The organism is Niallia sp. FSL R7-0271, assembly GCF_038005785.1.
Taxonomy (GTDB): Bacteria; Bacillota; Bacilli; order Bacillales; family Cytobacillaceae; genus Niallia.
Window position 1 is genome coordinate 3,857,470 of sequence record NZ_JBBOTZ010000001.1, and the last position, 26,777, is coordinate 3,884,246.

Here is a 26,777-nt window from a genome sequence, read left to right on the forward strand (position 1 = left end):
GGGTGCGATTTTTGATTCTTAGGCTTCTTTTAATGTGCGCTTCAAGAATTCCTTTGTGCGCTCTTGAGTTGGGTTCAGGAAGATTTGCTCAGGAGTTCCCTGCTCTGCAATAACCCCTTTGTCCATAAATACGATACGGTCAGATACCTCTCTTGCAAACTCCATCTCATGTGTTACGATCAGCATTGTAAGTCCTGACTCAGCAAGCTCCTTCATTACTTTCAATACTTCTCCAACCATTTCTGGGTCAAGCGCTGAAGTAGGTTCATCAAAAAGCAGAACATCTGGCTCCATTGACAACGCTCTAGCAATAGCAACACGCTGTTTCTGTCCGCCTGACAGCTGTTTTGGTTTGGCATTTATATAGCGATCCATACCAACGACCTTCAAATACTTCATCGCTATCTTCTCTGCTTCCGCCTTTGAACGCTTCAACACCTTGATTTGACCTACCACACAATTGCTTAAAACATTATGGTTATTAAAGAGATTGAATTGCTGGAACACCATTCCTAATCTTCTTCGATAAGCAAATATATCATGTTTATCATCAAGGATATTCTCTCCATTAAAGATGATTTGACCACCGCTTGGCTTTTCTAAAATGTTGATACAGCGAAGAAGGGTCGATTTTCCGGAACCTGAAGAGCCAATAATGCTGACAACTTCTCCTTTATTTACTGAGAAGTCAATGTCCTTTAACACTTCATGGCTGCCAAAGGCTTTGCTTAAATGCTGAATATCTATGACTTTTTCCATTGTCTCTCCTCCTTCTTTATTGCTTCATTCCTGGCTGTGCATCCAATTCCTCGCCAAGCATTTTGTAGTTATCTGGTCCTTCTAATTTTCTTTCGAAGTAAAGCAATATTCTCGTAACAATAAATGTCATCACAAAGTAGATGATACATGCTACAAAGAATGATTCAAAATATCTAAAGTTATTGCCTGCAACAGATTTTGTCATGAAAAACAGTTCGGAAACGGAAATAACGTTTAGTACAGACGTATCTTTAATATTAATGACGAACTGGTTACCTGTTGCCGGCAGGATGTTGCGGACTACTTGCGGCAAGACAACATTCATCATTGTTTGGAAATGATTCATGCCGACTGCTTGAGCTGCCTCAAACTGTCCCTTCTCAACAGACACGATTCCACCGCGGACGATTTCTGCCATATATGCTCCCGTATTAATGGATACAACAATTACCGCTGCAAACATTACATTCATATCGATGTTGAAAGCTAATGCAGAACCATAGTAAATGACCATTGCTTGTACAATCATAGGCGTTCCGCGGAAAATCTCAATATATATAGAAAGTATGATATTAATAACTTTTAGAATAAATTTTTTAAAGCCGCGCTCCGGCACAGGTATTGTGCGGACAATTCCAGCGACTAAACCGATAACTGCCCCAATAATTGTACCTATTAATGCGATGTAAAGCGTCATGCCTGCACCGCGAAGAAACATCGGCCAGTTTTCGGAAATAATTTTTACTATCCATTCAAAACTCATCGTTTTCCTCCATTATTCATCATAAAACCGACTGCACAAAAAGACAGCCGGTCTTATGTTATCATTATTTTGCTGCAGGTTGGTTTACAATTGCATCATCCATGATTTTCGTACGGTCTTCTTCTGAGATGCCTTTTAATATTTCATTGATTTTATCTTTAAGATCACTGTCTTTTTTAAGCCCTACAGCAATGGCTGTATCATCTTCTGATGTTTCAAAGCCATCTTTAAATTCAACCATTGCAAAGTTATCATTTGCATTGGAAGCACTAACTGCCTCTGGACGCTCTGATACATATCCATCAATTACACCTGACTCAAGAGCAACACGCATTGACGGGAAGTTATCCATTGCCGTCTGTTTAGAAACACCTTTAATTTGGTCAATAACAGAGTAATGGAAAGTATTCAGCTGTGCTGTCACTTTGGCGCCTTTAAAGTCTTGGATAGATGTTGCGCCATCATATTTACCACCTTTTTTAACAACCATCACCAAGTTGGACTTGTAATAGTTATCTGTAAAGTCAATTGTTTGTTTACGCTCTTCGGTAGGAGACATACCTGCAATAATTGCATCAATTTTACCTGAAGTAAGTGCTGGAACAAGTCCATCCCACTCCGTTTTGACAATTACTAGTTTTTTGCCTAAACCATCAGCGATTTTTTTCGCAACTTCTACATCATAGCCGCCCGCATATTCTGAAGTGCCGTCTATTTTGACTGCTCCGTTGGAATCATCGTTTTGTGTCCAGTTGAATGGTGCATAGCCTGCTTCTAGTCCTACTTTAAATGTATCTGCATCATCCCCGGATCCGGACCCATTGCTTGTCCCGCACCCAGCTAAGAGAATAATAGCTGAAAGCAACAATAAAAATAAAAATGGTGCTTTTTTCTTCATTTGTTTTCCCTCCACATGGTCTGTTAGGCGCCTAAATAAAAAGCGACCTGAGATACACTCAGGTCGCAATATTATAGTTGCCCTAAAGTCCTCTCTTTGTTTCCAATTGAGATAGCACAACTCAATAAACTGGGAGTTTATTGAGACAGTCCTGCAGCTATTAACTGCAGACCCAGCAAGCAATACCTGAGATCTATTGCTCACTTCGGCGATATTTCCTTCTCTTTAGCATCATTGCATTCTCAAGCTCCGCTTAAAGACTGTTAAATATCGCGCCTCTACCTCACTGAAAAAAAGTGAGGTCTAATTCATTCAGTTATATCTTTTAGGCTACATGATGCTGCTAAATCTGTCAACCTCGTTTTCCCGTGAATATATTGGAAATTCTGTGACAGAACGCGTTTTCTGCCTTTTTTACTATATCCATTTCTGTTTGATTTATACATCTAAAGACCTACTTTATACACCAGAGCCAATCGAAGAAACAACAGAAAAGACAATTGCCCTTATAGCTGCAATCTTTCGCTTCTGCTGTTGTCTGGCCAACTACATAAATCTTATTATTTAGATAGCCGCTAAGCACAAGTTCTACATCCCCTGATTCCCAGTCAAAATCCTCTCGATCAAATTTGAACTGGCCTTTTTCTGCCTGCAATATTAGGCCTTTGCTGTCTAATTTAGGAGCAATTCCATTCAGTCTAATCGATGATACATCAAACTTTAAGGATTGATATTTTTTCGGCAAAGTTGCCTTCACCGTAAAGGTACCTTTATTCCCTTTAATCACTTTTGGCAACACTTCAAGTGATATAGGGACATAAACTTTAATTGTCTCTTCCTTTACAGTTGTCAGCCCAGCACCGTTTGTCAAACTTACACTTATCTTATATTCGCCAGGCTCGTTAAGTTGAACGGCATCACCTTTTTTATACGTTTTCCCATTAATAACAGCAATTTCAGTCGTTATTCCTGATAGATCATCACTGGCATCATAATCCAGTACAAATTTTGTGCCAAGTTCATAAAGAGATTGTTTATGGATTGTAAGGTCTGGTGCTGACTTGTCTATCTTGACTTCTGCTGTTTGCACTTCTTCATTATTGCCAGCAGCATCGACAGAGTAATAGGAGATTTCATTTGTTCCTTCTTTCTCCACTGTAAAGGCTGTTCCCTCCGCATACTCTGAGCCGTTGATAGAGTAGTATGTTTTTACAACTCCACTCATTTCATCTTTTGCAGTTAATGTGACTGCTACCTCTTTATTTGCCCAACCGTCTTTAATATTGGCTTCAGTGGCTGGAGCTGACTTGTCTATCTTTACTTGTGCTGTTTTTACTTCCTCTTTATTGCCTGCAGTGTCGACAGAATAATAGGAGATTTCATTTGTTCCTTCTTTCTCCACTGTAAAGTCTGTTCCCTCCGCATACTCTGAGCCATTGATAGAGTAGTATGTTTTTACAACTCCACTCATCTCATCTTTTGCAGTTAATGTGACTGCCACCTCTTTATTTGCCCAACCGTCTTTAATATTGGCTTCAGTAGCTGGTGCTGACTTGTCTATCTTTACTTGTGCTGTTTTTACTTCCTCTTTATTGCCTGCAGTGTCGACAGAATAATAGGAGATTTCATTTGTTCCTTCTTTCTCCACTGTAAAGTCTGTTCCCTCCGCATACTCTGAGCCGTTGATAGAGTAGTATGTTTTTACAACTCCACTCATCTCATCTTTTGCAGTTAATGTGACTGCCACCTCTTTATTTGCCCAACCGTCTTTTATATTGGCTTCAGTAGCTGGTGCTGACTTATCTATTTTTACTTGTGCTGTTTTTACTTCTTCTTTATTGCCTGCAGCGTCGACAGAATAATAGAAGATTTCATTTGTTCCTTCTTTCTCTACCGAAAAGCTTGTTCCCTCAACATAATCAGAGCCATTGATTGAATAGTATGTTTTATCAACACCGCTCAATGAGTCTGAGCTTGTCAGCTGCACATCTACTATTTGTGCATATGCAGGCATTTCACTAATTGTAGTTACAGGTGACGTCTTATCCAGTTTAATATAGACAGTTTTCACTTCTTCCATATTTCCTGCTTTATCCAATGAATTAAAGCTAAGCTTATTAACGCCTTCTTGGTCGATATAGACTGATGTACCTGCCTGAATAATGCCCTCATTTAAGGAGTAATAAGTATTCGCTACTCCGCTTTCATCATCTTCAGCTTCTAAAAGGACAGAAAAATTTTCATTAATCCAATGAGCAGGTGCATTGCTCTTTGTCTCAGGTGCCTGTGTATCTACAATAAGCTTTGCGATAACCGTCTCTGAAGGTTTAGACTCTCCAAAGGAATTGCTGTATGAAGTGACATAATATTCATGATTAGCAAGAGTCAGGTTTTTCAGTTCGTACGATAAATTATTCAAGTTCTCAACAAGCAAAACTGGCTTGCCATTTATAATTTCGTAAATATTATAGCCATTAGCATATGTGACAAAGTCCCAAGTAATTCTCGCACTTGTCTCACTCAGCAATGTTAGTGATGCCTTTGGTGCTTCCATTACTGGATAGACAATTGTCTGAACGAACGATTCAGACGGTAAAGACTCACCGAAACGATTGCTGTATGCTGTCACTTCAAAAGTGTGCGTATCTTCTGAGAGATTATAAACTTTATAAGTAAGCGCCGTTCCGCTGTATAAAAGCTTTCTTTCCCCCTCTATCACTTCATATACTTTATAGCTATTAGCCCAATCCGCTGCTTTCCATGAGAGAGTGATATTGTTTGCATTAAAGACACTGCCGCTGACCACTGGTACTTGCACAGTCGGCCATGTTAAATTGAACGTAAGCGTACTCTCCTCTGGTGAATCTCCAAAACGGTCGCTGTACGATTGCACAATAAATGTATAGTCATCTTCAGCCATATCTTTATATGTTACTGATGTTCCTGTTACTGTGCTTTGCAACACTTTCTCACCATCAATAACTTGGTAGATTTTATAATTTTTTGCATAGGCAGATGCATTCCATTTCAGAACAATGTCATTGCCGTTTGCGATTGTTTTCGTTAAATTTTCTGGAGCCTGCATAATCGGCCACACTACATTAAATGTAAGTGTGCTTCCTTCTGGTGATTCCCCGAAGCGGTCACTGTATGAATATACAACATACTCATAATCGCCCTCTGGCATGTCTGTGAAGGACGCAGATGTACCTGTTGTCTTTTTGACTAAGGTTTTCTCCCCTTCAGCTATTTGGTAAATCCGGTATTCTTTTGCATACGTAACACTATTCCATCTTAAAGTAATATCATTTCCATTGCTGATCGTTTTTGTTAGATTCCCTGGTGCCTGCATAATCGGCCAAGTTAGGTTAAATTCCGCTGTACTTCCTTCTGCTGACTCTCCAAAACGATCGCTGAAGGAATGAATAATATATAGATACTCCCCTTCAGGCATATTGGAAAATACAGCACTTGTGCCTGTTACTGTGCGTACAAGCTCTTTCTCGCCATCTTTGTATTGATAAATATTATAGCCCTTTGCATAAGTAACAGCATTCCACTTCAATGTAATATCATTTCCGTTAGTAACAGTTTTCGTCACGTTTTGGGGCTGTGCCATTTCTGGATAGTTGAGTGTATCCTTTGCTTCTCCGCCAACAGGTGACTCTCCAAACAGGTTGGAGTAGGCTTTTATAACATAATGGAAATCCCCTTCTGATACATTAGTGAGGGTTACACTTGTGCCTGTTACTGTGCGTTCTAATGTCTCTTCTCCGTCCAATAATTTATAAATCTTATATCCATTTGCATATTGAACCGATTTCCATTTCAGAGTAAGATCATTTCCATTTGCAATAGTATAAGTGACATCCTCAGGAGCTGCGAGTACCTGTCCGCTAAGCGTCACCTCAAGTACTTTTCCTTCTTCTGATTCACCAAAACGAGATGAATAGGAATAAACTTCATACTTATATGTTCCTGGCTGAATATTAGAATAGGTTACACTTGTTCCGTTCACATTGCTCTTCAATACTTTCTCGCCATTTATGAGCTGATAGACTCGATAGCTAGAGGCATATTCTGCTTGATTCCAGCTGAGTGTGAAGGCAGAAGGATTTAATATTGTCTGCGCTAATTCTGATGGTGGCGCAAGCTTCGGATAAATAACTGGAATGCTGAGCACTGCTGCTTTTTCTGACTCACCAAAGCGGCTGTTGTAAGCATATACCTCAAACGAATTATCTCCTTCAGGCAAATTCGTAATTGTTGCTGTTGTGTTGGAAACCGTTGCTTTTAATGTTCTCTTCCCATCAATGACCTGATAGACTTTATAGCTGGCTGCATTTTCAACCTGCTTCCAAGTCAGCACAGCGTCATTTCCATTTTTCAGTTCATAAGAAAGCTCCTCAGGTGCCGCAAGCTTCACTTCATCTAGCTGTATCGACACTAATGTTCCGTTTTCTGATTCACCAAATCTTGTACTGTTTGTATGGACCTCAAACTGATAGCTTCCCGCTGCTAGATTCGTATAGGTAACAGCTGTTCCTGTCACAGTGCTTTTTACTATTTTTTCTCCGTCTATGATTTGATAAATTTTATAATTAGTTGCATTCTCTGCTGCAGACCAATTTAAAACAATATCGTTCCCATTTTGGACTTTATAAGTTAGTCCTTCCGGAGGATTCACCGCTACTGTTTCTATGCTGAATGATAGTTTTGAGGCTGTTTCAGACTCACCAAATCTATCACTGTATGAATATATTTCGTATTCGTGACTGCCACCGGCAAGCTTTGATAATGTTGCTGTTGTGCCCTTTACCGTTGTCTTTAATATTTTTTCACCATCTACTATTTCATAGATTTTATAAGCATTAGCATATGGAACTGTATTCCAGCTAAAGACAACATCATTTGTATTTTGTATTTTATAGGCAGCATTTTCAGGACCTGTCATAACGATAGAACTCACTTCTACCTCTGCTTGACTGCCCTCAATCGATTCCCCAAATCGGTCACTGAATGCAAAAACTTTATAAATATAATTTCCCGCTGGCAAATTTGTAAAAGAAGCACTTGTACCAGCAACAGTCTTCAGCAGTTCAAGCTGACCGTCCTTTACTTCATAAATTTTATAACTTGTTGCATAATCTGATGCTTGCCATTTTAGGTTAACATCTGTTCCATTTGTGATAGTAAATGTCAGATTTTCTGGTTCCTTTAACACAGGATGAACCAACTCAACACTAACCGGCTCACTTTCTGGAGATTCTCCATAAAGGGAATTATAAGCTGACACAGAGTAAGAGTATGCTCCTTCTTCTGCCTTTTCAATTGTATATGACCTTGCTGTCGTTGATGTCAGCAAAGATTTCTGTCCAGATTTTGTTATATAAATATTATACTTTTCTGCATAAGTTGCTGCTTGCCAAGAAAGCACAATATCATTCCCATTTTTCACTGTTGACACAATGTTTGTCGGAGTCTGCATATCTGGATATATTATTTCTGTACTCACTGGTGCAGAAGGCCCTGACTCGCCATCATTCGTTACTGTGGCAACAACGTACCTGTATGCTCCCTCAGGAAGATCGTTTACGCTGTAATTTACTGCTGAAGTCGTGCCAAGCAATGTTAACTGACCGTCCTTAATTTCATAAACTTTATATCCAGTTGCACCGTATACTGCACTCCATGTCAATTTCCCATCATCTGGTGAAGATGATTGATAAGCAAGATTGCTCGGAGGCAAGATGGTTTCATTTGCGGCTGCCTTTATTGCTCCAACTGGAAAAGCCAACTGGTATACAAGGAGCGTTAACAATAAAAAAGACTTTAAAAATATAGATTTTCCCCTCATCCGATATTCCTACCCTTCTTGTAAAAAAGGACAATAAAAAAAGACCCGCAGAAGGTCCATAGAAAAATGCCAACTATGACTTCTTGTGGTAACCGGCTGCCATCATATCACTTTTGAACAAATGATATGTATTAGGCCCATAGCTTTGCGTCTCACAGTTTCCCATGATTTGCCCTTTTCACTTTTAATTTTTTATTACTAAAATGTTAAAAAAGTTTGTTAACCAGTACTTTTTTACCACCTCTTCACCTAAATAGTATAATAGGACTATTAAATAATACAAGAAAATTTTTCAGCAGATTAAAAGAAATAAAAAGCCTGGAACTATAAAGTCCCAAGCCAGCGGTTATTGCATAATAAATTCTTCCATATATTTCTTCAGTTTATTAGATGTAGCCGTCAAATTCTCGATTTCTGACATAAATTCTGTAACAAGAGCTGCTTCCTCATGAGAGGATTTCGCTATATCAGTAAAGTCATCCTGCATTTGCTCAATTGATTCTTTGATCTTGTTTAATGTCTCTTCAATGTTGACAGTTGCATTTTTTGAATCGATAGCAAGACGTCTCACTTCTGTTGCTACAACACCAAACCCTGCACCAGCGCTGCCTACTCTTGCAGCCTCAATTGCTGCATTAAGTCCAAGCAGATTTGTCTGTTCACTGATTCCTTTAATCATTCCAGTAACACCAGTAATTTGTGTGGACTGCTCTACTGTTTCCTTTGTATTCTCGGAGATTTGTTCAGCTGTTGCTGATAATTCTTCTGAATGAGCAGCAATCTGCTGAACTTTCCCTAATAAGGAATCAGCAATAGTATCCATGTCCGTGACTATTTGCTTAAACATTTCTTGCTTCTTCGTGCTGATTGCGGCATTTACCGCTGCGACAACTGTACCATTATCATCTTTAATTGGAAAAGAAATGCTGTCAAAAGGAATACCAAACTCAGCTTCTGGTACTTTCACTATTGTAGTACCTGACTTGTTCACCATTGCATAATTTAAATATGACGGTGGCAAGGAATCCCCTGGTTTGTGATGAAAGTTTAAATCAGAACTCGGAGAGTAGTATAAGTATTTTTCATGATCAAAAACAGTAATCATTACTTCTTCTTTCATAATAATTTTCCAGTATGGTATAGAAGCTATAAATGCCTGTACGTTATCCAATTATATAAAACCCCTTTATTTAAACAAATTCTATGTATTATATCGGTAAATTTACCCAATAATAAAGCAGATTTGTTTATTTATAAAAAGTTTTTATGCATAATTATCTATGAAAGGGGATTTTTACATATGACAAATTACACAGATAAAGCAGTAATAATTACAGGCGGAGGCAGCGGCATCGGCCGTGAAACAGCACTTCTACTTGCTGCAAAAGGAGCTCGTATCGCCGTAGTCGACATCTCAGAGCAAGGCGGTAACGAGACTGTAGACCTTGTTAAAAATTTAGGTGCAGAAGCAATCTTCATTAAAGCAAATGTTGGAGCACGTGAGGATGTAAAAAACTATGTTGATAAAACAGTAGAGGCATTCGGCACAATTGATATGTTCTTTAACAATGCTGGAATTGAAGGAACTGTTACACCTTTAGCAGATTATCCAGAGGATATGTTTGAGCGAGTTGTGGACATAAACTTAAAAGGTGCTTTTTACGGCATGAAATACGTTCTGCAAGTCATGCTTAAAAATGGCGGCGGTTCTATCGTTAATACTGCATCAAATGCAGGCCTAGTTGGCTCTCCAGGTGTTAGTCCATATGCAGCAACTAAGCATGGCGTTATCGGATTAACTAAAACAGCAACTGGCGAATATGCAGCACAAGGCATTCGTGTCAACGCAATTGCTCCTGGTCCAACAGCAACTGGCATGATGGAGCGCTTTACACAAGGATCTGAGGAAGCAAAAGCAGCTGTTGAATCCGGAATTCCTGCTGGAAGATACGGAACTGCTAAGGAAGTTGCTGCCCTAGTTGTATTCTTGCTAGGCGATGAAGCAAACATTATCAATGGGGCTGTTTATCCAATCGACGGCGGTTTAACTGCACTATAATGAATGAAAGGAAGGGTAGCTCCTTCCTTTTTTGGTGTGTAAAATATTTTTAAATTTATTCTGAAAATTCAGTTGACAAATACCCCTTTTCCATTTAAATTAATATACAAGATTAGCAAACAGTTAATCTATTTAAAGTGAATAGCAAAACATCTTATCTAGAGAGGTGGAGGGACTGGCCCTTTGAAGCCTCAGCAACAGGTTACTTTAACACTGTGCTAATTCCAGAAAGCAATGCTTGAAGATAAGGAGAGACATGAGTTCATTCAAACCCTCTTCTTATGATAAGAAGAGGGTTTTTTACTAGCTAATTTTTATTATGCAGTTTCCTTATCTGATAGAGTTCAACCGTTATAAAAAATACGAATCATAAAAGAAAGAGGGTAATTATATGTCAAATAAAACAATCCCATTCCGTGCAGATCATGTTGGTAGCTTACTTCGTCCGGAAACACTTCTTCAAGCAAGAGCAGATTTCCAGGATGGCAAAATTACAGCTGAAGCATTGTATGAAATTGAAACAAACGAAATTAAACGAATTGTTGATAAGCAAATTGAAGCTGGACTAGACGTTGTTACAGATGGTGAATTCCGACGCAGGTTCTGGCATACAGACTTCCTAGAGCAGCTTAATGGAGTTGAGGGCTTTATTCCTGATAAAGGATATCCTTTCAGCAGAGGGGAAACGGAGCGTTATACTATTCGTAACAAAGGGAAAATCTCCTTCAATCCAGATCATACTCAAATTAAGGATTTCGTTCTTTTCAATGAGATTGTTGGCGGACGTGCGGTGGCAAAACAAACTATTCCTAGTCCGAACCAGCTTTTTAACATTGGTATCCGCGATCAGGAAACTTATCCTACTATTGAGGAATTTGCAAAGGATGTTATTCAGACATATAAAGATGCCATTCAAGCCTTCTATAATGCAGGTGTCCGCTATCTTCAGCTTGATGATGTCTACATAGCAGGACTTTCTTCCCCAGATATTCCTTTCAATGATGGTGAATATTCACGGGAAACGCTTATTGAACTTGCTCTTCATGTTATCAATGAGGTATTAGAAGGAAAACCTGAGGATTTAGCTGTAACTACTCATTTATGCCGCGGAAACTATCGCTCTGACCATGCTTTTGCGGGCAGCTATGATATTATTGCCCCAACCTTGCTTGCTAAGGAAAAGGTTGACGGCTTCTTCTTGGAGTATGATGATGAGCGTTCTGGAACATTCCAGCCTTTAAGCCATATCCCTAAAGAAGGCCCGAAAGTCGTGCTGGGGCTTGTTACTTCAAAAACAGGAGAGCTAGAGGACAAAGAGGCCATTAAAGCCCGCATTAAAGAAGCATCGCAATATATCCCGCATGATCAGCTGTGCTTGAGCCCGCAATGTGGATTTGCATCAACTCATCACGGTAATGAGCTGACAGAAGAACAGCAATGGGAAAAGCTGAAGTTTATCGCTCAAATCGCTAAGGAAGTTTGGGAAGATAAAGAAGAGAATTTAACTGCTGCTGCAAATGCAGACAGAGCATAAAAATATATATAATAAAAAACAGGTCTCTGTTTTAGAGACCTGTTTTTATCTAACTTATGCTGTTTTTTTGAAAGTAGCATAATACTTATCTTTTTGTTTTGAATCAAAACGACCTTCCCATTTGGACATGACAACCGCTGCTAAAGAGTTACCTACTACGTTTACAACAGTGCGGGCCATATCAAGAAGTCTGTCAATACCTGCAATAAATGCTAAACCTTCTAATGGAATGCCGACAGTCCCTAACGTTGCCAGCAAGACAACAAAGGAAACGCCTGGTACACCAGCAATACCTTTTGATGTGACCATCAAAACGAGCACTAATGTAATTTGCTCTGTTATGCTCAATTCAATCCCGTACATTTGGGCAATGAACAAGGCAGCCAATGCTTGGTATAAAGTAGATCCATCCAGATTAAAGGAATAGCCTGTCGGTACTACAAATGATACAATATCTTTTGGACATCCGAATTTTTCCATCTTCTCAATAACCTTTGGCAAAACACTTTCTGAGCTTGATGTTGAATAAGCCAGAAGCATTTCATCCTTTAATACTTTCATAAGATGGAAAATGTTAATACCAACTAATTTTGCGATTCCGCCCAGTACAACGATGATGAAGAATATCATTGTCGCATATACTAAAATCATTAATTTTCCAAGCGGGAGCAGTGATTCAACACCGAACTTGGATACAGTAACACCAATTAATGCAAATACTCCAAATGGAGCAAATTTCATGATAAAGTTTGTTACCCAGAACATCGCATCTGCTACACCTTCGAAGAAGGCAAGCACAGGTTTACCTTTATCTCCGATTGCAGCAACACCTAAGCCGAATACAACGGAGAAGAAAATAACCGCAAGCATATCAGCTTCTGCCATCGCTTGGAAAATATTACTTGGAACAATGCTGACAAGGATATCCAGCATACCATGGCTTTGCACTTCCTCCGTCGTCTCCACATACTGGTCGATATTTCCTTTTGAAAGGGAAGACATATCAATACCATCACCTGGTTGGAAGATATTTGCAGCAAGTAAACCTACGATAATAGCAATTGTTGTAACAACCTCAAAGTAAATTAAGGATTTTCCGCCAAGCTTACCTAGTTTTTTGAGATCACCAGTGCCGGCAACTCCTATTACTAATGTAGAGATAATGATAGGTACAACAATCATTTTGATCATGTTAAGGAAGACAGTTCCGATTGGCTGTAAATATTTCTCTACACCAGGATTTCCGTAAAAAACTGCCCCAACAATGATCCCCAGCACCAGACCAACAAGAATCTGGTAGGCTAAAGTAAATTTAAACTTTTTCTTCATTAATTTTCACCTCTTTTGTGTTAACCTTAACGAAAACAGTCAGGATACACACATTATAAAGGCTACTTATAAAATCCGACAAAATCCTAAATTAATCGTAAATTTAATCTATCTAAATTTTTAAAATTATTAAATATTCTAGTGAGTTTTATTATATTTTTCCAAAGTTTCTAAGTACAGTACTTGAAGGAATTTCTTTATGTTAACCTTCACTTTTGCTGAATCGCCTTTTCCTTCTTGAATATGAATCATATGATTTCGTATTTCCTGAAAATCAAAATAGCGGGGAGCATAATACTCAAACTCTGGATTCGTATAATCAATGGCGCCAAGTGATGCCAAATTATTAATAGCCGTTAAAATGGTTCTGCGGATACGCTGCTCAATCGCCTTTGTTTCTTTCTTAACCTCAATGCCGGCTGCATTTCTTGCAGCAATCTTTTCATATAATTCCTTTAAAGGCGGCAGCTGCGGTGAATGTCCTCTTTCATTTACCAAATATTCAATGATAGAAACGATATCATCACTGCCTGCTTCTCCAATAATGCCCATATAGTTCAAAATAGATAAAACGATTTGGTTAACGCTTTGCGGCTTTTGCAAGGATGTGTTCGCAAGGCCAATATTCGCTAAAGACTCCTGTATTGTTAGCAGAGATTCCTTTAGCTTGCACTGCTCAACTAATTTCTTCAATATACTTTGCACTTCAATTTTGTTGATTGGCTTATGTATGAAAAACTCTACTCCCTTTTTGTATGCCTCACCAACCATTTCTTTGTTTACAACTTGGGATATCATGACAAACTGTCCTTCAAAACCTTCTCTTTTAAGTTGATCTATTGTTTCTATTCCGTCCATTTCCGGCATCAGCAAGTCTATTAAAACAACATCTGGATGCATGGTCATAATAGCAGTCAAGCATTCCTTTCCATTATCAGCCTCACCGATTGCCACACCGAGATCTTCCTCTTCAATAATATTCTTTAGCATGGTTCTGCTCGCCTTGTCATCGTCAACAATATAATAACGCAGAAATATCAGCTCACTTTCTTAAACATTGCGTTGGAATAGAAACCCGAAAAACCGCGCCATTTTCCGGTGCTTCTACTTGTATTTGTCCATTCAGTTTTTGGACTATTTCTTTAACATGGGATAAACCGATTCCTGTAGCAGCTACTCCCTTTTCATTGAATTTTGTTGTATAACCTGGTTCAAAAAGAATAGGGATATCCTCTTTTTTTATGCCTATTCCTGTATCCTCAATAACGAAGCAGGTTTGTCCTTCTGCTTCATATAAGTGAATTTTAATAACACCTTTGCCTTCAATTGATTCAACGGCATTTGCTGCAAGATTATTTAAAAGCGCAAGCAAAGGGATATGCTTATCTGTTTCATAGTCTGAAGACAGCTTAAGCTGAAAGCTTATTGCTTTCTTTAAAAATTCCCCGTATTTTTCATTTGCCAAAATAACTAGCCGCAATAACTCGGAAAGGGTAAGACTTGTTTCCTTTTTCTGAGAAGTAACTTTCGAGATTCCTGCCAATACTCGCTGGGAGTCTTTTTTGACCTCATGGATTTCCTGGGCAATTTTCAATGCTTGAATACTTAATGACAGCTCTTCCTTCTTCTTTAATTTCTGGTAAAGTTCATAGCTTGATGCGGTTATCTTTTCAATATGATTCATTGATTTCTGCAAGTATAATGCTTCTGCATATAACTCTGAACCGACACCCAGCATTTCCTCTACTCGCTTTTTTTGTTCAGAAACAGTGATGGACGCAATTAACCCCGCAACAAAATAACTTCTGAATAAAGCTACTCCACTCATGAGTGCCCAGCTCCAAAAATCGACATTGATATTTGTTTCCATCTCATGACGAAGAAGCTGTTCAGCGCCATTACCTAGAAATTCAAAAAGAAAGGCCCATGCCCCCAAATGGAAGGGCATTGTTTTATATCTTTCCACTTTTATAAGATGAAAGCCAAAAGCATAGGTAAAATAAAAAAGAAAAGCAGGAATATGGCTAATTATGCTGTGGAAAAATAGCTCATCTCGAAAAACAACATCTTCCAATGTCCTAATAATTACAACTGTTAATCCTGTAATTGCCCCCGCCTTCAAAATGTTTTTAGGCAACCATATTAAAATAAGCATAAAAAAAGTAATACTGCCTAAACCGAAACGAAATGCTTCTCCTTGGAAAGGGACAACTTTTACTTCACTTGCTATTGTAGTTAAAATCGCGATAAGTGCCACTACTGCCCAATTAGATGGGGGTTTGCTGAAAAGTTTAGTTCCAAACATGGATATCTCCTAAAATATATCTAATTTATCTTTGAAAATGTTAATTATAGCATTCTCCAATATCTTTGCTGTTATTGCTATTATGGAATTTTTTTACGTCTCTGATTATGAAGGAGACATCCGTGTAACACTAAGAATATGAACCATAAGGAAGTGTAATTAATGGATTTTTACCAAGGGAAAGAAACACTAACTGCTATTGAATGGATACTCCGCGCCATTATTGCATTTATATTCTTAGTGATAATTGGAAGAATCTTAGGGCAGCGTACTATATCCCAATTACGACTGATGGATTTTGTCATTGCATTGATGATTGGTAATATAGTTGCCCATCCTCTTTCAGATGAAAAACTAGGACTTAAAGGTTCCATGCTGACAACGCTCGTTCTTGCTGTCCTTTATCTCGGCGGAACAAAATTAATGCTGAAATGGCAATGGTTTCAAAAAATAATCAACAAAGAGCCCATTGTAATTGTTCAAAATGGAGAAATCGTCTATAAAGGGTTGAAAAAAGCAAGAATCTCCATTGATGTCCTTCTTGAAGAACTGCGTGGAAAGCAAGTGGAAAACATAAAAAAAGTAGCATTAGCAGTCTGGGAGCCTAACGGAAATATGTCCGTGTTTCTTGAACCGTTATACGTACCTCTTACCCAAGCTTCTCTCCAAATGACAACAGCTTCTTTTGACCTGCCTAAAACGATTATACGGGATGGTCACATTTGCGAAAAGGAACTGAAAATACATGGAAAGAACGAAGACTGGCTGACAGACAATTTAAAAAGCTTATATCAAGCAGAGGTGAAAGACATCCTGCTTGCTACCATTGATAATAAGGATAACTTAACCATCTTCTACTATAGATAAAGGCCAGCTTATACTGCCTTTATCTATCTTTATTTGCTCGCCTTATCCCTTCGGTACAGGTCACGGCTTTTAAATCCTGCACCTAATATGACCTTCATCTCTTCCCGTCTCTTCTCCTTTGTTGTCTCCTGCTTTGCACTATAAACATAGCGGGCCCAATCCTTTTTGTATCCAGGTGTAAGAGATTGATAAAACGCAAGCAGATTTGGATCATCCTTTAAGTCTTTTTCAATTTGTGCCATATCCTCTATATAATCATCCACACATTGACTCGCCTTTGTTGATGGTTTATTTTTTATTTTAGAGTCTTCCTTAAGGCCAACGACAGTAAATGTTTCATCCATGCCAACCATCCGACTGAATTTAATATTGCTGCTGCCGATAAATCCATCCGCATCCGCTCCAAGTCCGCCCAATATTTCATCACGATGAATATAGGTTGAGTAAAGCTTATTGCCCTTTTTTGGATAGGCAAAGAACAAGTAGCCGCCTTTGTTAAGATAGCTGTTCTTTACAACTTCCAAAGCAAGCTGTTTCATGGAATCCATATTAAATACGAAGGCAAATATCAAGTCGTAAGATTCCTCAGGCACCAGCTCTGTCCCATAACTTTTAAGCTCGTCCAAATACGCGCTATCTTGAGGCATATGCAGCACTGCTTTTTTTTCGTATTTATGTAAGTTAAGTTTATCTGTAATCGATTTAGCCACTGCTTTCTACACTCCTTACTTATAAGAATAAATACAATTAAACAAAAGAAGTGATGCTGCCCTCATTATAGGCAGCATCACTTCATATATGCAAGGCATTACAGATGTTTAAGTGCCGCAGTAAGTCTGGTACGGTGCTTTCAGCGCAGGCAGCTCTGCATACTCAGCCTGCTCTGGAGTATGCGCATATGGTTCGGTAATGACAGCCACAAGCTTCTCCATAACTGTGTAATCACCACGCTCAACCGCTGCCTCTAACGCTTCCTCCACCCGGTGATTTCTAGGAATAACAGCCGGATTACTTTTTCGCATCAGCTCATCTGATTGAGCCTTTGTTTCCTCCTGCCTGTTGAGCCTTTCCTGCCAGCGCTTATGCCACTGCTCGTATTCCTCGCTTACCAGCAATGCAGAATCATCCTTTTTAGAAAAGGTAAGTGTCAGGAATGTATTTGTGTAATCTGCTTGATATTTCTCCATTAAATCAAGCAGACTGTTAACTAAAGCTTCGTCTTCCTTCTCCTCATTAAAGATTCCAAGCTTTGCCCTCATCCCAGCAAGCCAATTCTCTTTATACATATCCATATAGCCTGATATTTTTTGCTGCGCCATCTCAAGTGCAACAGCATCATCTTCATGAAGGAGCGGCAACAGACTTTCTGCTAACCGGGCTAAGTTCCAGCCGCCAATTACCGGCTGGTTTCCATAAGCATAGCGGCCCTCCACATCAATCGAGCTGAATACGGTGTTAGGATTATAAACATCCATAAACGCACAAGGTCCATAATCAATCGTTTCGCCGCTGATTGTCATGTTGTCTGTATTCATGACACCATGTATGAAACCGACAAGCTGCCATTGAGAGATAAGCTTAGCCTGCCTCTTAATCACTTCCTCAAGCAAAGCCAGATATCGGTTCTCTTCTTGTTCCAGCTCAGGGTAATGTCGTTTAATTGCATAATCAGCAAGAGAACGAATATCGTCTACAGTTCCCCACTGAGCAGCAAATTGGAAGGTCCCAACACGAAGATGGCTTGCTGCCGTTCTCGTTAAAATGGCACCAGGCAGCCTTGTTTCACGAAGGATGCGCTCACCTGTTTTCGTTACCGCCAGACTTCTCGTTGTCGGGATTTCAAGCGCATGCATTGCTTCGCTGATAATATACTCCCGAAGCATTGGTCCGACTGCTGCACGACCATCCCCACCGCGGGAATACGGTGTTCGGCCTGAGCCTTTCAGCTGAATATCAATCCTCTCTCCAGCTGGAGTAATCTGCTCTCCCAAAAGGATGGCACGACCATCTCCAAGTCTGTTAAAATAGCCGAATTGATGACCTGCATAAGCTTGAGCCAGCGGATCTGCTCCGTCAGGACTGACATTTCCGGCGAAAACCTCTGCGCCCTCTTGTTTTTGAAGCTCTTGAACATTTAATCCTAAATCTGCTGCTAGTCTTTCATTGAAAAAGATAACCTTGGGAGCTGCTACTGGGGTCGGCTTTGTTCTAGTAAAAAACATTTCTGGCAGTTGAGCATAGTTATTATCTAAGTTCCATCCAGCTTCATTGCTTTTTGTCATGATATCTCCTTTTTAATGAAGTAATATTCTTTACTAATGTTTACATCCATACACTTATTATACTGTTATCTAGGAGTGTTAGCTTTGATTCTGGCTTATTGATTGATATAACTTACACGGATGCTTTATTCCTATAATTCACCCACCAAAGAGGCCGCCTTTTGGCAGCCCCCTTTTTTATGTTAGTTCGCGAAGAAATCCTTTAAAGGCTGGAAATCGTCTGTTAGCTGAACACGATTCGGCTCTGCCTGCATAAGCTGCTCAACCAGCTTTTCCAGCTCACTAATATTCTGTGTATCTGTATATTCAATGAAGTTTAGCCCATGAAGCCAGTCTGTATAGGAATGCTTTGCTTTGCCGTAACTATTACCGAATACTAAGCATGGGGTTTTGGTAATGATGGAAAAAATCATCGCATGTAATCGGTCTGTTATTACTATTTTGCTCGAACCGATTTTCTCGAGTGTTTTCAGAAAATACTTCTCTCGTTCATCATAATCAATCATATCTACTTCTGAGAGCACAGTATCTGTTCGCTCCACAGGACCCTTTTTTTCTGCCCATGCCATCAATTCAGTAATAAAATTCTCATCGGTCACTTTTTCCTTATCTGCCCTTAATATAAACAATACTCCATCTCTGTCCAGCTCTTTCGGCACGATATCAAGGGAAAGAACCATATCTGGTGTATAAATAACATTCGAATCAAATGTTTCTTTAACAACATCAAGAGTTTGTGACTCTCTTGCCGCAATCGTTAAATTTCGGTTTTGATGATAGGCATCTTGGGATTTTTTCTTTTCCTCATTACCTGCCTCGTTGTCTTCAAAATAAACAGATTGTGGAAGGGAAATGGTTTTATAGTCCTTAAATACTTCAAATACCTTCCGTCTGTCTTCTTCAATTTCCAAATACAGACTGCCGAGATTTCCTCCGCCTGTAAAGCAAACTATATCATCCTCCTTGATTATCTCTTTGACTAGCTCTATCCCTTCTTCTGTTGCATAATCCATAATTTCAATATACTCATAATAAGGGAAATGATTTTTTATAAACTTTTCCTCCGCATAAGCAATCGCCTGATCACCAATGTTTGTATAGCTTGGTGAACCGAATAAGAACACCTTTCTTTTGTCATTTAACAAAGCTTGCGGATCAACATTCGGTGCAATTCCCTTTACTAATTTTCCTGTTAAAGTTTCTGTATTCATTGTTGCTACCTCCAATCAAACAAGTTGCTCATAGAAGCTCTTTACCCTTTAAGGGAGGAAGTATGCATTTTTTTTAAGAGGTGTGCTTCACTCGTTTTGATAATATATTAGTAAAATGTATCTATTTCCGACTAATTTTATTTACTTTCAAAAAAAGGAATGTTTATAATTACAACTGGTTATTTAAATAGCTTTTTGATTATGGGTATTAATGTGATTAGATTAAGGCTTATTAGGGAAAAGAATGGTGAATGAATTGCTTTTCTCAACTGGCGGAACATATTTTAGAAGAATAATGTTCTCCGGTCTATTAGTCGTATAATCTTGACCATTTGTCCATATACTAAGCTATCAGATCATTCTATAACGATAAACATATATTGGAAGAAGGTAGAGGCATGGCTCATAATATCGCAATGGTAAATATCGGGCTTTTAATTATTCGCCTTGTAGTTGGCTTGACCTTTGTCGGGCATGGTGCCCAGAAGCTGTTTGGCTGGTTTGGCGGTACTGGCATCACTGGAACTGGAAACTGGCTGAAGACGATTGGTCTTGAAAAAGGGGCGAGAGTTTGGGCAACCTTGGCAGGATTGTTCGAGCTTATCGGCGGACTCCTGTTTGCTTCAGGTGCTCTTACATGGCTCGGAGCAGCAATGATTGTCATCGTTATGATTGATGCCATAATCGCTGTTCATGGCAAAAATGGCTACTGGATGACGGAAGGTGGATTTGAATACAATTTCGTCTTAATTGCAGTCGCTATTGGTGTAGCTTTAACTGGACCTGGTGACTACGTTTTGTTCTATCAACCATAATACATAAAAAAAGCTGGCAGCCGCCAGCTTTTTATTTATTACTCAATATGTTGAAGCCCCTTCTGTAAATCAAGCATTTCGTTGCGCAGCTGAGCAAAGCCTGCAACAACAGGAAGTTGCTTTTGTGCCGGCACCATATTATTCTCAATAGACACTGCCATTGTTTCCATGACATAAAGCCATTGAGCGAGCTCCTTCTCAGGAAAATCCTCTTTCTGCTCAGACTTTAAACATACAATTAAATAATGGCTAATCTGCTTTATAGAGAAAATGACAGGCCATAATGCTTCCAGCCTACTTTTGTTTATAAACACTTCCCCTAATGCCGACTGGTAAACTGTCATTAAGTTTGTAAGATTTGTCTGCATTTTACTTCTCTCTTTGCTGTTTGCATATTCAAGCCCTCTGTTTTCAGCAAACAGTGCCACCAGTAATTGACTTTGGCTTCTGATTGTTTTGGCAATAAAGTGATTCAATAAATTTGAAGCTGATTTCCTGCCAATCAGCAGTGCCCCAGCAAGACCAATAAGACTTCCGATTAAAATATCAGTGGCTCTTACAACTGCAAAATAGGAGTAATCAAACATTTGAGAAGAATATTCTGCCATAGTCAGAGCTGAAGCTGTAAAGAATATGGCAGCTAATCCATAATTACGAACAATAAACAGTTCTGTTAAAAAGGTCAGACAGAGGATAAGAAGAGCAACTATATAGCCATTATGGACCGTCAAGAGAATACTTCCTGCAATAAACAGACCAAGGACTGTTCCAATCATTCTTTGGACTGCGCGATGAAATGTCGCAATTATTGTTGGACCTGACATGACTGCTGCACAGGACAGTGGAATCCAATAAGCTCTTTCAAAAGGAAAAGCATAAGCAATAAGCGCTGCTATCATCAAGACTGCTCCATATTTTATGGAGGATAGAAATACAATAGAGTTCTTATCAAAGGCTCCTAAAAGTACTGTCCTTAAAGGTGGTTTCACTAGCTTTACGTCATGCTGTAACTTTTCAACTGTTCGATTAAGGATACTATTGGCCTCATTAATTTTATGTACTAATTCCTCGAACTCTTGATTCCTATAATCAGGAAAATCTAAATTATTGCTGCTTCTCCCAGAACCTATCATTGCGCAGATAGACTGCACCGCTGCACTAAATTCAGGTGGAATTTTAGTTTGTGTAGATATACTGGCAAGATGGGAATAAATTGCGTTGGCATGCTCATTTAATAGAAATAATTGATTCCACAATAATGTCGCCGTCTTAGAAGAATAACCAGCAAACAGGACGGATTCCGCCTCGCTCAAAGCAGTAACAGCTTTATGCTTGGCATTATTAATACCACTTGTGCCGACAGCTTCCATTAATTCTGCAAGTGCACTATAAACTTTTTTCACCGCCTTTATTTCAGGGTCATGAGGCTGAAAGAACCAGCCAAACATTGCAATAGCCCACGATAAAGCACCTCCTAAAAATACAAAGCCTGCACGCATTAGAGCTAAAGACGGATCTACAGGCATGCCAGTTGCCATCGCAAAGCAAAGTACAAAAAACAGCGCAGATGGTCCGGTTATTTTCAGTGCACCAAAAATAAAGACAGAAACGGCACCGATTATACCCAGCATTAGCACAGACAAAGCTTGATATGGTGCTAATATGGTACCGATAAACACGGAAAATGTGATTCCTAACAGGGCAAAAAAGATTTTTTTTGCTCGCTGGACATATGGAATATCAAATACATATAAATAGGTGAATCCCCCTATTCCTGCCAGTAAACCATATTCAAAGCTGCCGAAAAGGACACCAATGAATACAGGCAAAGAAGCGGCCAAGCCGGCACAAAAAGCCTTCAGCCATGGAAATGGGTTTTTGCTCACCTTAAAGGATTGTTTAAAAACTGCAAACACCTTCTGAAAATAGATTTTAGAAGAAACTTTTTCATCAGAATTATTCATTTTTGCAAAACTCCTTTGTGTAAAAATACATATAGAAAGGATTATTAGAGGATTAAAGAGGTTATATTTAGTGTATCATAATGAGCGGCGAGCATATGGGTGAAAGCTTTGCGCCATGAGCTTAGTATTCCTTTTAACAGGAACGATATTCCAAAGTAATAAGGAAAGACCACTTCAAAATGAAGAGGTCTTTCCTTATTTTATGCCTTTAATTTCGCTAGTTCTTTTGAAACTTCCTCATCACTGACATTTGTGAAGCTTGTTGCAGCAAAGCTGTTAAGCGGAGCTTTTGTAAAGCCTCCTGCTTGTACTTCCGCTTCCATAAACAGGATTTTCTCCTCCGCTCTTGTAATGCCTCTAACTACATTGTCTGCGTTAAAGGAACTTGACACCTGTTGGATTTGCTTAATTGATTTTGCCACATTTGCACGGGATGCCAGCAGAATCTTTTTATGCTGAAGCTCATTATATGTTACTTGCAGTTCATTGTACTTGTCTTTGAGGATAATCGTTTGCTCCTTTATTGCTTCTAGCTGCTGCTCATACACACTAAGCTGGTGGTCATGGTTGATTTTTTCCTGTACAGCAAGCCTCGCAATCCCTTCCTCTCCCTTTTCAAGAGCAAGCTTAGCTTGATGTGTTCGTTTTTCTATTAACTCTTTCGTTTGTCCAATTAGTGCTGCTTGTTTATTTTCTACGAATATTTGGCGGGATAGTGCTGCTTGCGCCTTGCCAAGCTCCTGCTCCATTTCCCTCGTATATTCATTTAACATTGCTATTGGATCTTCCATATTATCCAGCAATCCGTTAATATCAGCACTTGCAATTGTTTTTATTCTTTTAAAAATACCCATTTTATAGTCTCTCCTTTGAGTTTGTGTTATTTTTTTCCCATTCATCTAAGATAGAAGCATTATTAACGTTCACTGACGGTTTAGGTGTACTCATAGCTGATGTATTAATGAAGTGCTCAACAGATGATGATTGTGATTTCTTTTTGAAAAGTTTAATCACAAATGTGATCACTGCAGCTGCTATGATTACGAAGAATAAAATGCCCAGCCAAGAAAAACTCGGTTCATGGTGGAAACCACCCATCATTTGGCCATGACCAAACCCGCCTTGTCTCATGCCTCCGCCGAATCCATAACCGTGTGCAAGTGCGGCGGCCCCTCCAATCAGATTTTTGATGATGCTAATTGCCAATAGGATGGAGGCAATTAACACACCCCAGAAAATACTTTTTTTAACTCTAGCATTCATTGTTTTCTTTCCACCTTTCCTGTTGATAGTTTGTAGTTTAATAGTCTTTGGTGAAAAGTCGGTGAAAGCAAAAAAGAATGTAAAAGTTTTTTCCGTTGATAGACAGGAGCAACGAGCTACTATTTAAAAATAATTATTTTTACCGATATATTACATGTAAATAATTCCTAATAGTTCGGACACATTTAATTTTCACAGGGGTGGTATACATGAATATTTTTGCAAAAAAACAAAAAGCAAGCAGTTTAAGAGAGGCTGCTGAGCAGGAACGGGACAATGTTTTAATAGATATAAAAAAAGAAGCTAATCTTCTTAAGCAGCTGGAAGTAATTAATCTCACATTAGACGATTTAGCAGTAGCAAGAGTACTGCAGCCCTTCATTCGAGAAAATATTGAGGCCATCTATAATCCTATTTATCATCATGCTAATCCAGGCATACGCAAGGTAGTGGACATGACTTCAATCGGTGTAGACTTGGCTGGATGTCAAGAATATGTAATTGGCTTTTTTGATGGAATCATAGATGACCAATTCGCAGAACGAAGAATGAACATCTCAAAATATTATTTAGCGGTAGGTGTAGAGGCTCGTTGGTATCTTTGTACAAATGCTGTATTTGTTAGCACCATTCTTGACCTTCTAAAGGAAGTTTATAAAGATGATGTAGACAGCCTTATCTTAGCTGCTAATGTCACTACAAAAATTTATAATCTGGAGCTGCAGCTGTGCCTTTCTTATCTACAAGAGCTGCAAAACGAAGCTTCTGCGAAGAAGGAAATGGAAGCAAAGCAGCAAGTAAAAGAAACAATTGGGTCTATTACAGAGGAGCTTGCAGCAATGTCAGAGGAAGTTGGCGCATCTGTTGCCGATGTTGTTGTCCGCTCTGAAAACATGAAAACAGAACTGGATGAAGGCTTGAAATCCTCTATCATTACATCCGAATCTTCTATAAAAGGAAGAAAGCAGCTCGATCAAGTTATAGAAGAAACGGTGGCATTGAAAGATAGTGTCAATGAAATTAAGACTAGTGTAGGTTCACTTGAAGCTAACTCAAGGGAAATTGGTGATATCGTGGCCGTAATTACATCCATTGCAGAGCAAACAAATCTTCTTGCTCTAAATGCTGCCATAGAAGCTGCAAGAGCTGGGGAACACGGAAAAGGATTTTCTGTCGTAGCAGCAGAGGTAAGAAAACTTGCTGAGCAGACTAAATTATCTTCAAGCAATATTACTAATTTAGTTCTTTCTACTACAAAGCAGATTGAAGATGTGGTGAAACAAATAAATGAAGTAAACTCTAAAACCTTATCAGCCAATCAGAATGTTCAAGAGACAGTGAACAGCTTTGATGAAATTCTGTCAGCAAGCATCGTAAGCACCGAAAAAAATGAGCAAAACAATAAAGAAATGAGTAATTTCTCTAATATTTTAAAAGAAATTGGCGAAGCCGGCTCTAAAGTAGCTGAACTGGCAGATGATTTAAACCAGACAATGCAAGGGTATTAATCTATATAAACAAAAGGAATAAATCAGCAGACGAATAATTGACTTTTATTCGTCTTTTCCCTTTCTCTAAGCTTGTGCGTCATTCAGCTTCTCAAATATCTTTAACATCTGTAATCGTTCTTCTTCTGTCAGTTTTTCAAACAAGTTTCGGCGGAGCATTTGCCCTTCTTGGTGGGCTTTAACTACTATCTCACTGCCTTTATCTGTAATTCCTAAATAAATGATTCGGCGATCCGTTTCATCTACAATTCTTATGGCCAATCCTTTGTGCACTAGTTTTTCTGATAAATGTGTCAAGGTGGGCGGAGTCAGACCTAGAGACTTCGCAATATCAGATGGACGGCTATTTCCCTTTTTCTCCAGATGGCTGAGAACAAGAATATGGGATATGCCAAGATCCTCATTAAACATTTTATTCCACTGAATGATTAAATTATTGGTAACCTTGTCCATGTTATGAATAATCTCGAAAATAGTTTGTTCTTCCATCAATCATATCCCTGCTTTCGATAAGTGTAAAAGCTCCTGAATTTATTCAGGAGCTCTCTTATCATACATTACTACTGAGCTGAGAATCCACCGTCAATCACTAATTCTGCACCTGTAATGTAATCCGAGTCGTCTGAGGCAAAGAACAATGCGGCTTTCGCGATATCGTTAGGCTGTCCCAACCGTTGAAGAGGTGTTGCCTGGATTAATCGGTCAAGCAATTCTCTAGAAGTGCTCAAGGACTGTGTCATTGGTGTTTCAATGATGCCCGGAAAAAGTGCATTTACACGTACACCATCATGTCCAAAGGTTGTAGCCGCTGCTTTAGAGAAAGCACGAACTGCCCCTTTAGATGCAGAATAATGATTAAATCCTTGACCAATTTGAGCTGTATAGGATGAGATATTGATAATAGAACCTTTCTTTTGAGCTGCCATGTATGGAGCAACATGCTTAATCCCTGCAAAAGGACCATATCCATTAATGGAAAGCATTTTATGCCAGTCGTCAAAATTAATATCCTTATACATTTTTTCAGAAGAAATACCCGCATTATTTACGAGAATATCAATCTTTCCAAACTTGGTTATCACTTCTTTCACCAACGCCTGCCAATTTTCATCGGAAGCTACATTTAATTTCAGCCCATACACATTTTCCTTTTGGCTTACCTTTTCTAGTGCTGCCTCATTAATATCTGCAGCAATTACCACCGCACCTTCTTGCTGGAATAAATCGACCATGCATTCACCAATGCCTGATGCTCCACCAGTGATGATTGCTACTTTATTTTCTAATCTTCCCATCTTTATATACACTCCTAACTGTCATTCGTTTTTTATTTAGACATCTAAATATTATTTCTAATCTTCTT

The 26,777-nt window shown here is 39.0% G+C and carries 21 protein-coding genes and 3 riboswitches; of the genes, 5 read left to right on the forward strand and 16 right to left on the reverse strand.

Features of this window, described 5'->3' with window-relative positions:
• Positions 1 to 18: 18 nt before the first annotated feature.
• The 5 genes from MKX82_RS19635 to MKX82_RS19655 all read right to left on the reverse strand — a co-directional run bounded on the left by MKX82_RS19635 (position 19) and on the right by MKX82_RS19655 (position 9,448).
• The gene (locus tag MKX82_RS19635; RefSeq protein WP_233316073.1) at positions 19 to 759 is read right to left on the reverse strand and encodes an amino acid ABC transporter ATP-binding protein; all 741 of its coding nucleotides are present in this window, start codon (positions 757 to 759) and stop codon (positions 19 to 21) included.
• Between the two features lie 16 nt (positions 760 to 775).
• Complete coding sequence (locus tag MKX82_RS19640) at positions 776 to 1,522, reverse strand: amino acid ABC transporter permease (RefSeq protein ID WP_233316074.1); 747 nt, start codon at positions 1,520 to 1,522, stop codon at positions 776 to 778.
• A 64-nt stretch (positions 1,523 to 1,586) separates the two neighbouring features.
• On the reverse strand, positions 1,587 to 2,420 hold the full coding sequence (locus MKX82_RS19645; protein WP_233316075.1) for a transporter substrate-binding domain-containing protein: 834 nt from the start codon (positions 2,418 to 2,420) through the stop codon (positions 1,587 to 1,589).
• A 104-nt stretch (positions 2,421 to 2,524) separates the two neighbouring features.
• A riboswitch (Lysine riboswitch) is annotated at positions 2,525 to 2,709 on the reverse strand.
• Between the two features lie 165 nt (positions 2,710 to 2,874).
• Complete coding sequence (locus MKX82_RS19650; RefSeq protein WP_341079261.1) at positions 2,875 to 8,277, reverse strand: OmpL47-type beta-barrel domain-containing protein; 5,403 nt, start codon at positions 8,275 to 8,277, stop codon at positions 2,875 to 2,877.
• Between the two features lie 84 nt (positions 8,278 to 8,361).
• A riboswitch (cyclic di-GMP riboswitch) is annotated at positions 8,362 to 8,461 on the reverse strand.
• A 162-nt stretch (positions 8,462 to 8,623) separates the two neighbouring features.
• The gene (locus MKX82_RS19655) at positions 8,624 to 9,448 is read right to left on the reverse strand and encodes a methyl-accepting chemotaxis protein (RefSeq protein ID WP_282581410.1); all 825 of its coding nucleotides are present in this window, start codon (positions 9,446 to 9,448) and stop codon (positions 8,624 to 8,626) included.
• Positions 9,449 to 9,577: 129 nt separating this feature from the next.
• Here MKX82_RS19655 and MKX82_RS19660 point away from each other — a divergent pair, with 129 nt between their 5' ends.
• Entirely contained in the window at positions 9,578 to 10,336 is a 759-nt protein-coding gene (locus tag MKX82_RS19660; protein ID WP_233316077.1) for an SDR family NAD(P)-dependent oxidoreductase, read from the forward strand.
• Between the two features lie 151 nt (positions 10,337 to 10,487).
• Positions 10,488 to 10,587, forward strand: a riboswitch (SAM riboswitch).
• Between the two features lie 140 nt (positions 10,588 to 10,727).
• Entirely contained in the window at positions 10,728 to 11,870 is a 1,143-nt protein-coding gene (locus tag MKX82_RS19665) for a 5-methyltetrahydropteroyltriglutamate--homocysteine S-methyltransferase (RefSeq protein WP_233316079.1), read from the forward strand.
• Positions 11,871 to 11,924: 54 nt separating this feature from the next.
• Here MKX82_RS19665 and MKX82_RS19670 read toward each other — a convergent pair whose 3' ends face one another.
• The 3 genes from MKX82_RS19670 to MKX82_RS19680 form a co-directional block, all read right to left on the reverse strand.
• Positions 11,925 to 13,199, reverse strand: coding sequence for a cation:dicarboxylate symporter family transporter (locus MKX82_RS19670; RefSeq protein ID WP_251647655.1), 1,275 nt, complete (start codon positions 13,197 to 13,199; stop codon positions 11,925 to 11,927).
• 138 nt (positions 13,200 to 13,337) lie between these two features.
• Positions 13,338 to 14,231 (reverse strand): response regulator, encoded by an 894-nt coding sequence (locus MKX82_RS19675; RefSeq protein ID WP_233316163.1) that lies wholly within the window; start codon positions 14,229 to 14,231, stop codon positions 13,338 to 13,340.
• A 10-nt stretch (positions 14,232 to 14,241) separates the two neighbouring features.
• On the reverse strand, positions 14,242 to 15,504 hold the full coding sequence (locus MKX82_RS19680) for an ATP-binding protein (protein ID WP_341079265.1): 1,263 nt from the start codon (positions 15,502 to 15,504) through the stop codon (positions 14,242 to 14,244).
• A gap of 162 nt (positions 15,505 to 15,666) precedes the next feature.
• Between MKX82_RS19680 and MKX82_RS19685 the strand changes: the two genes are divergently transcribed.
• Positions 15,667 to 16,371, forward strand: a complete 705-nt coding sequence (locus MKX82_RS19685; RefSeq protein ID WP_341079267.1) for a DUF421 domain-containing protein — start codon at positions 15,667 to 15,669, stop codon at positions 16,369 to 16,371.
• A 29-nt stretch (positions 16,372 to 16,400) separates the two neighbouring features.
• On the opposite strand, the gene MKX82_RS19690 is transcribed toward MKX82_RS19685, so the two are convergent.
• From MKX82_RS19690 to MKX82_RS19700, 3 genes are all read right to left on the reverse strand, one after another.
• On the reverse strand, positions 16,401 to 17,081 hold the full coding sequence (locus MKX82_RS19690) for a YdeI/OmpD-associated family protein (protein ID WP_251647657.1): 681 nt from the start codon (positions 17,079 to 17,081) through the stop codon (positions 16,401 to 16,403).
• Positions 17,082 to 17,189: 108 nt separating this feature from the next.
• Complete coding sequence (locus tag MKX82_RS19695) at positions 17,190 to 18,653, reverse strand: protein adenylyltransferase SelO (protein WP_341079269.1); 1,464 nt, start codon at positions 18,651 to 18,653, stop codon at positions 17,190 to 17,192.
• A gap of 182 nt (positions 18,654 to 18,835) precedes the next feature.
• The gene (locus tag MKX82_RS19700; protein WP_233316085.1) at positions 18,836 to 19,864 is read right to left on the reverse strand and encodes a polysaccharide pyruvyl transferase family protein; all 1,029 of its coding nucleotides are present in this window, start codon (positions 19,862 to 19,864) and stop codon (positions 18,836 to 18,838) included.
• Positions 19,865 to 20,280: 416 nt separating this feature from the next.
• On the opposite strand from MKX82_RS19700, the gene MKX82_RS19705 reads away from it, so the two are divergent.
• Positions 20,281 to 20,679 carry a DoxX family protein gene (locus MKX82_RS19705; RefSeq protein ID WP_233316164.1) on the forward strand — a complete coding sequence of 133 codons (399 nt, stop codon included), beginning with the start codon at positions 20,281 to 20,283 and terminating at the stop codon, positions 20,677 to 20,679.
• Positions 20,680 to 20,717: 38 nt separating this feature from the next.
• Here MKX82_RS19705 and MKX82_RS19710 read toward each other — a convergent pair whose 3' ends face one another.
• From MKX82_RS19710 to MKX82_RS19720, 3 genes are all read right to left on the reverse strand, one after another.
• Positions 20,718 to 22,643 (reverse strand): FUSC family protein, encoded by a 1,926-nt coding sequence (locus tag MKX82_RS19710; protein ID WP_341079272.1) that lies wholly within the window; start codon positions 22,641 to 22,643, stop codon positions 20,718 to 20,720.
• Positions 22,644 to 22,843: 200 nt separating this feature from the next.
• On the reverse strand, positions 22,844 to 23,497 hold the full coding sequence (locus MKX82_RS19715; RefSeq protein ID WP_341079274.1) for a PspA/IM30 family protein: 654 nt from the start codon (positions 23,495 to 23,497) through the stop codon (positions 22,844 to 22,846).
• Between the two features lies 1 nt (position 23,498).
• Complete coding sequence (locus MKX82_RS19720; protein WP_237942144.1) at positions 23,499 to 23,906, reverse strand: hypothetical protein; 408 nt, start codon at positions 23,904 to 23,906, stop codon at positions 23,499 to 23,501.
• Positions 23,907 to 24,115: 209 nt separating this feature from the next.
• Here MKX82_RS19720 and MKX82_RS19725 point away from each other — a divergent pair, with 209 nt between their 5' ends.
• The gene (locus tag MKX82_RS19725; RefSeq protein WP_237942146.1) at positions 24,116 to 25,414 is read left to right on the forward strand and encodes a globin-coupled sensor protein; all 1,299 of its coding nucleotides are present in this window, start codon (positions 24,116 to 24,118) and stop codon (positions 25,412 to 25,414) included.
• A 66-nt stretch (positions 25,415 to 25,480) separates the two neighbouring features.
• Here MKX82_RS19725 and MKX82_RS19730 read toward each other — a convergent pair whose 3' ends face one another.
• The gene (locus MKX82_RS19730) at positions 25,481 to 25,903 is read right to left on the reverse strand and encodes a MarR family winged helix-turn-helix transcriptional regulator (protein ID WP_341079611.1); all 423 of its coding nucleotides are present in this window, start codon (positions 25,901 to 25,903) and stop codon (positions 25,481 to 25,483) included.
• Positions 25,904 to 25,974: 71 nt separating this feature from the next.
• Positions 25,975 to 26,709: an SDR family NAD(P)-dependent oxidoreductase gene (locus MKX82_RS19735; protein ID WP_341079277.1), complete on the reverse strand. Its 735-nt coding sequence runs from the start codon at positions 26,707 to 26,709 to the stop codon at positions 25,975 to 25,977.
• Between the last annotated feature and the right edge of the window lie 68 nt (positions 26,710 to 26,777).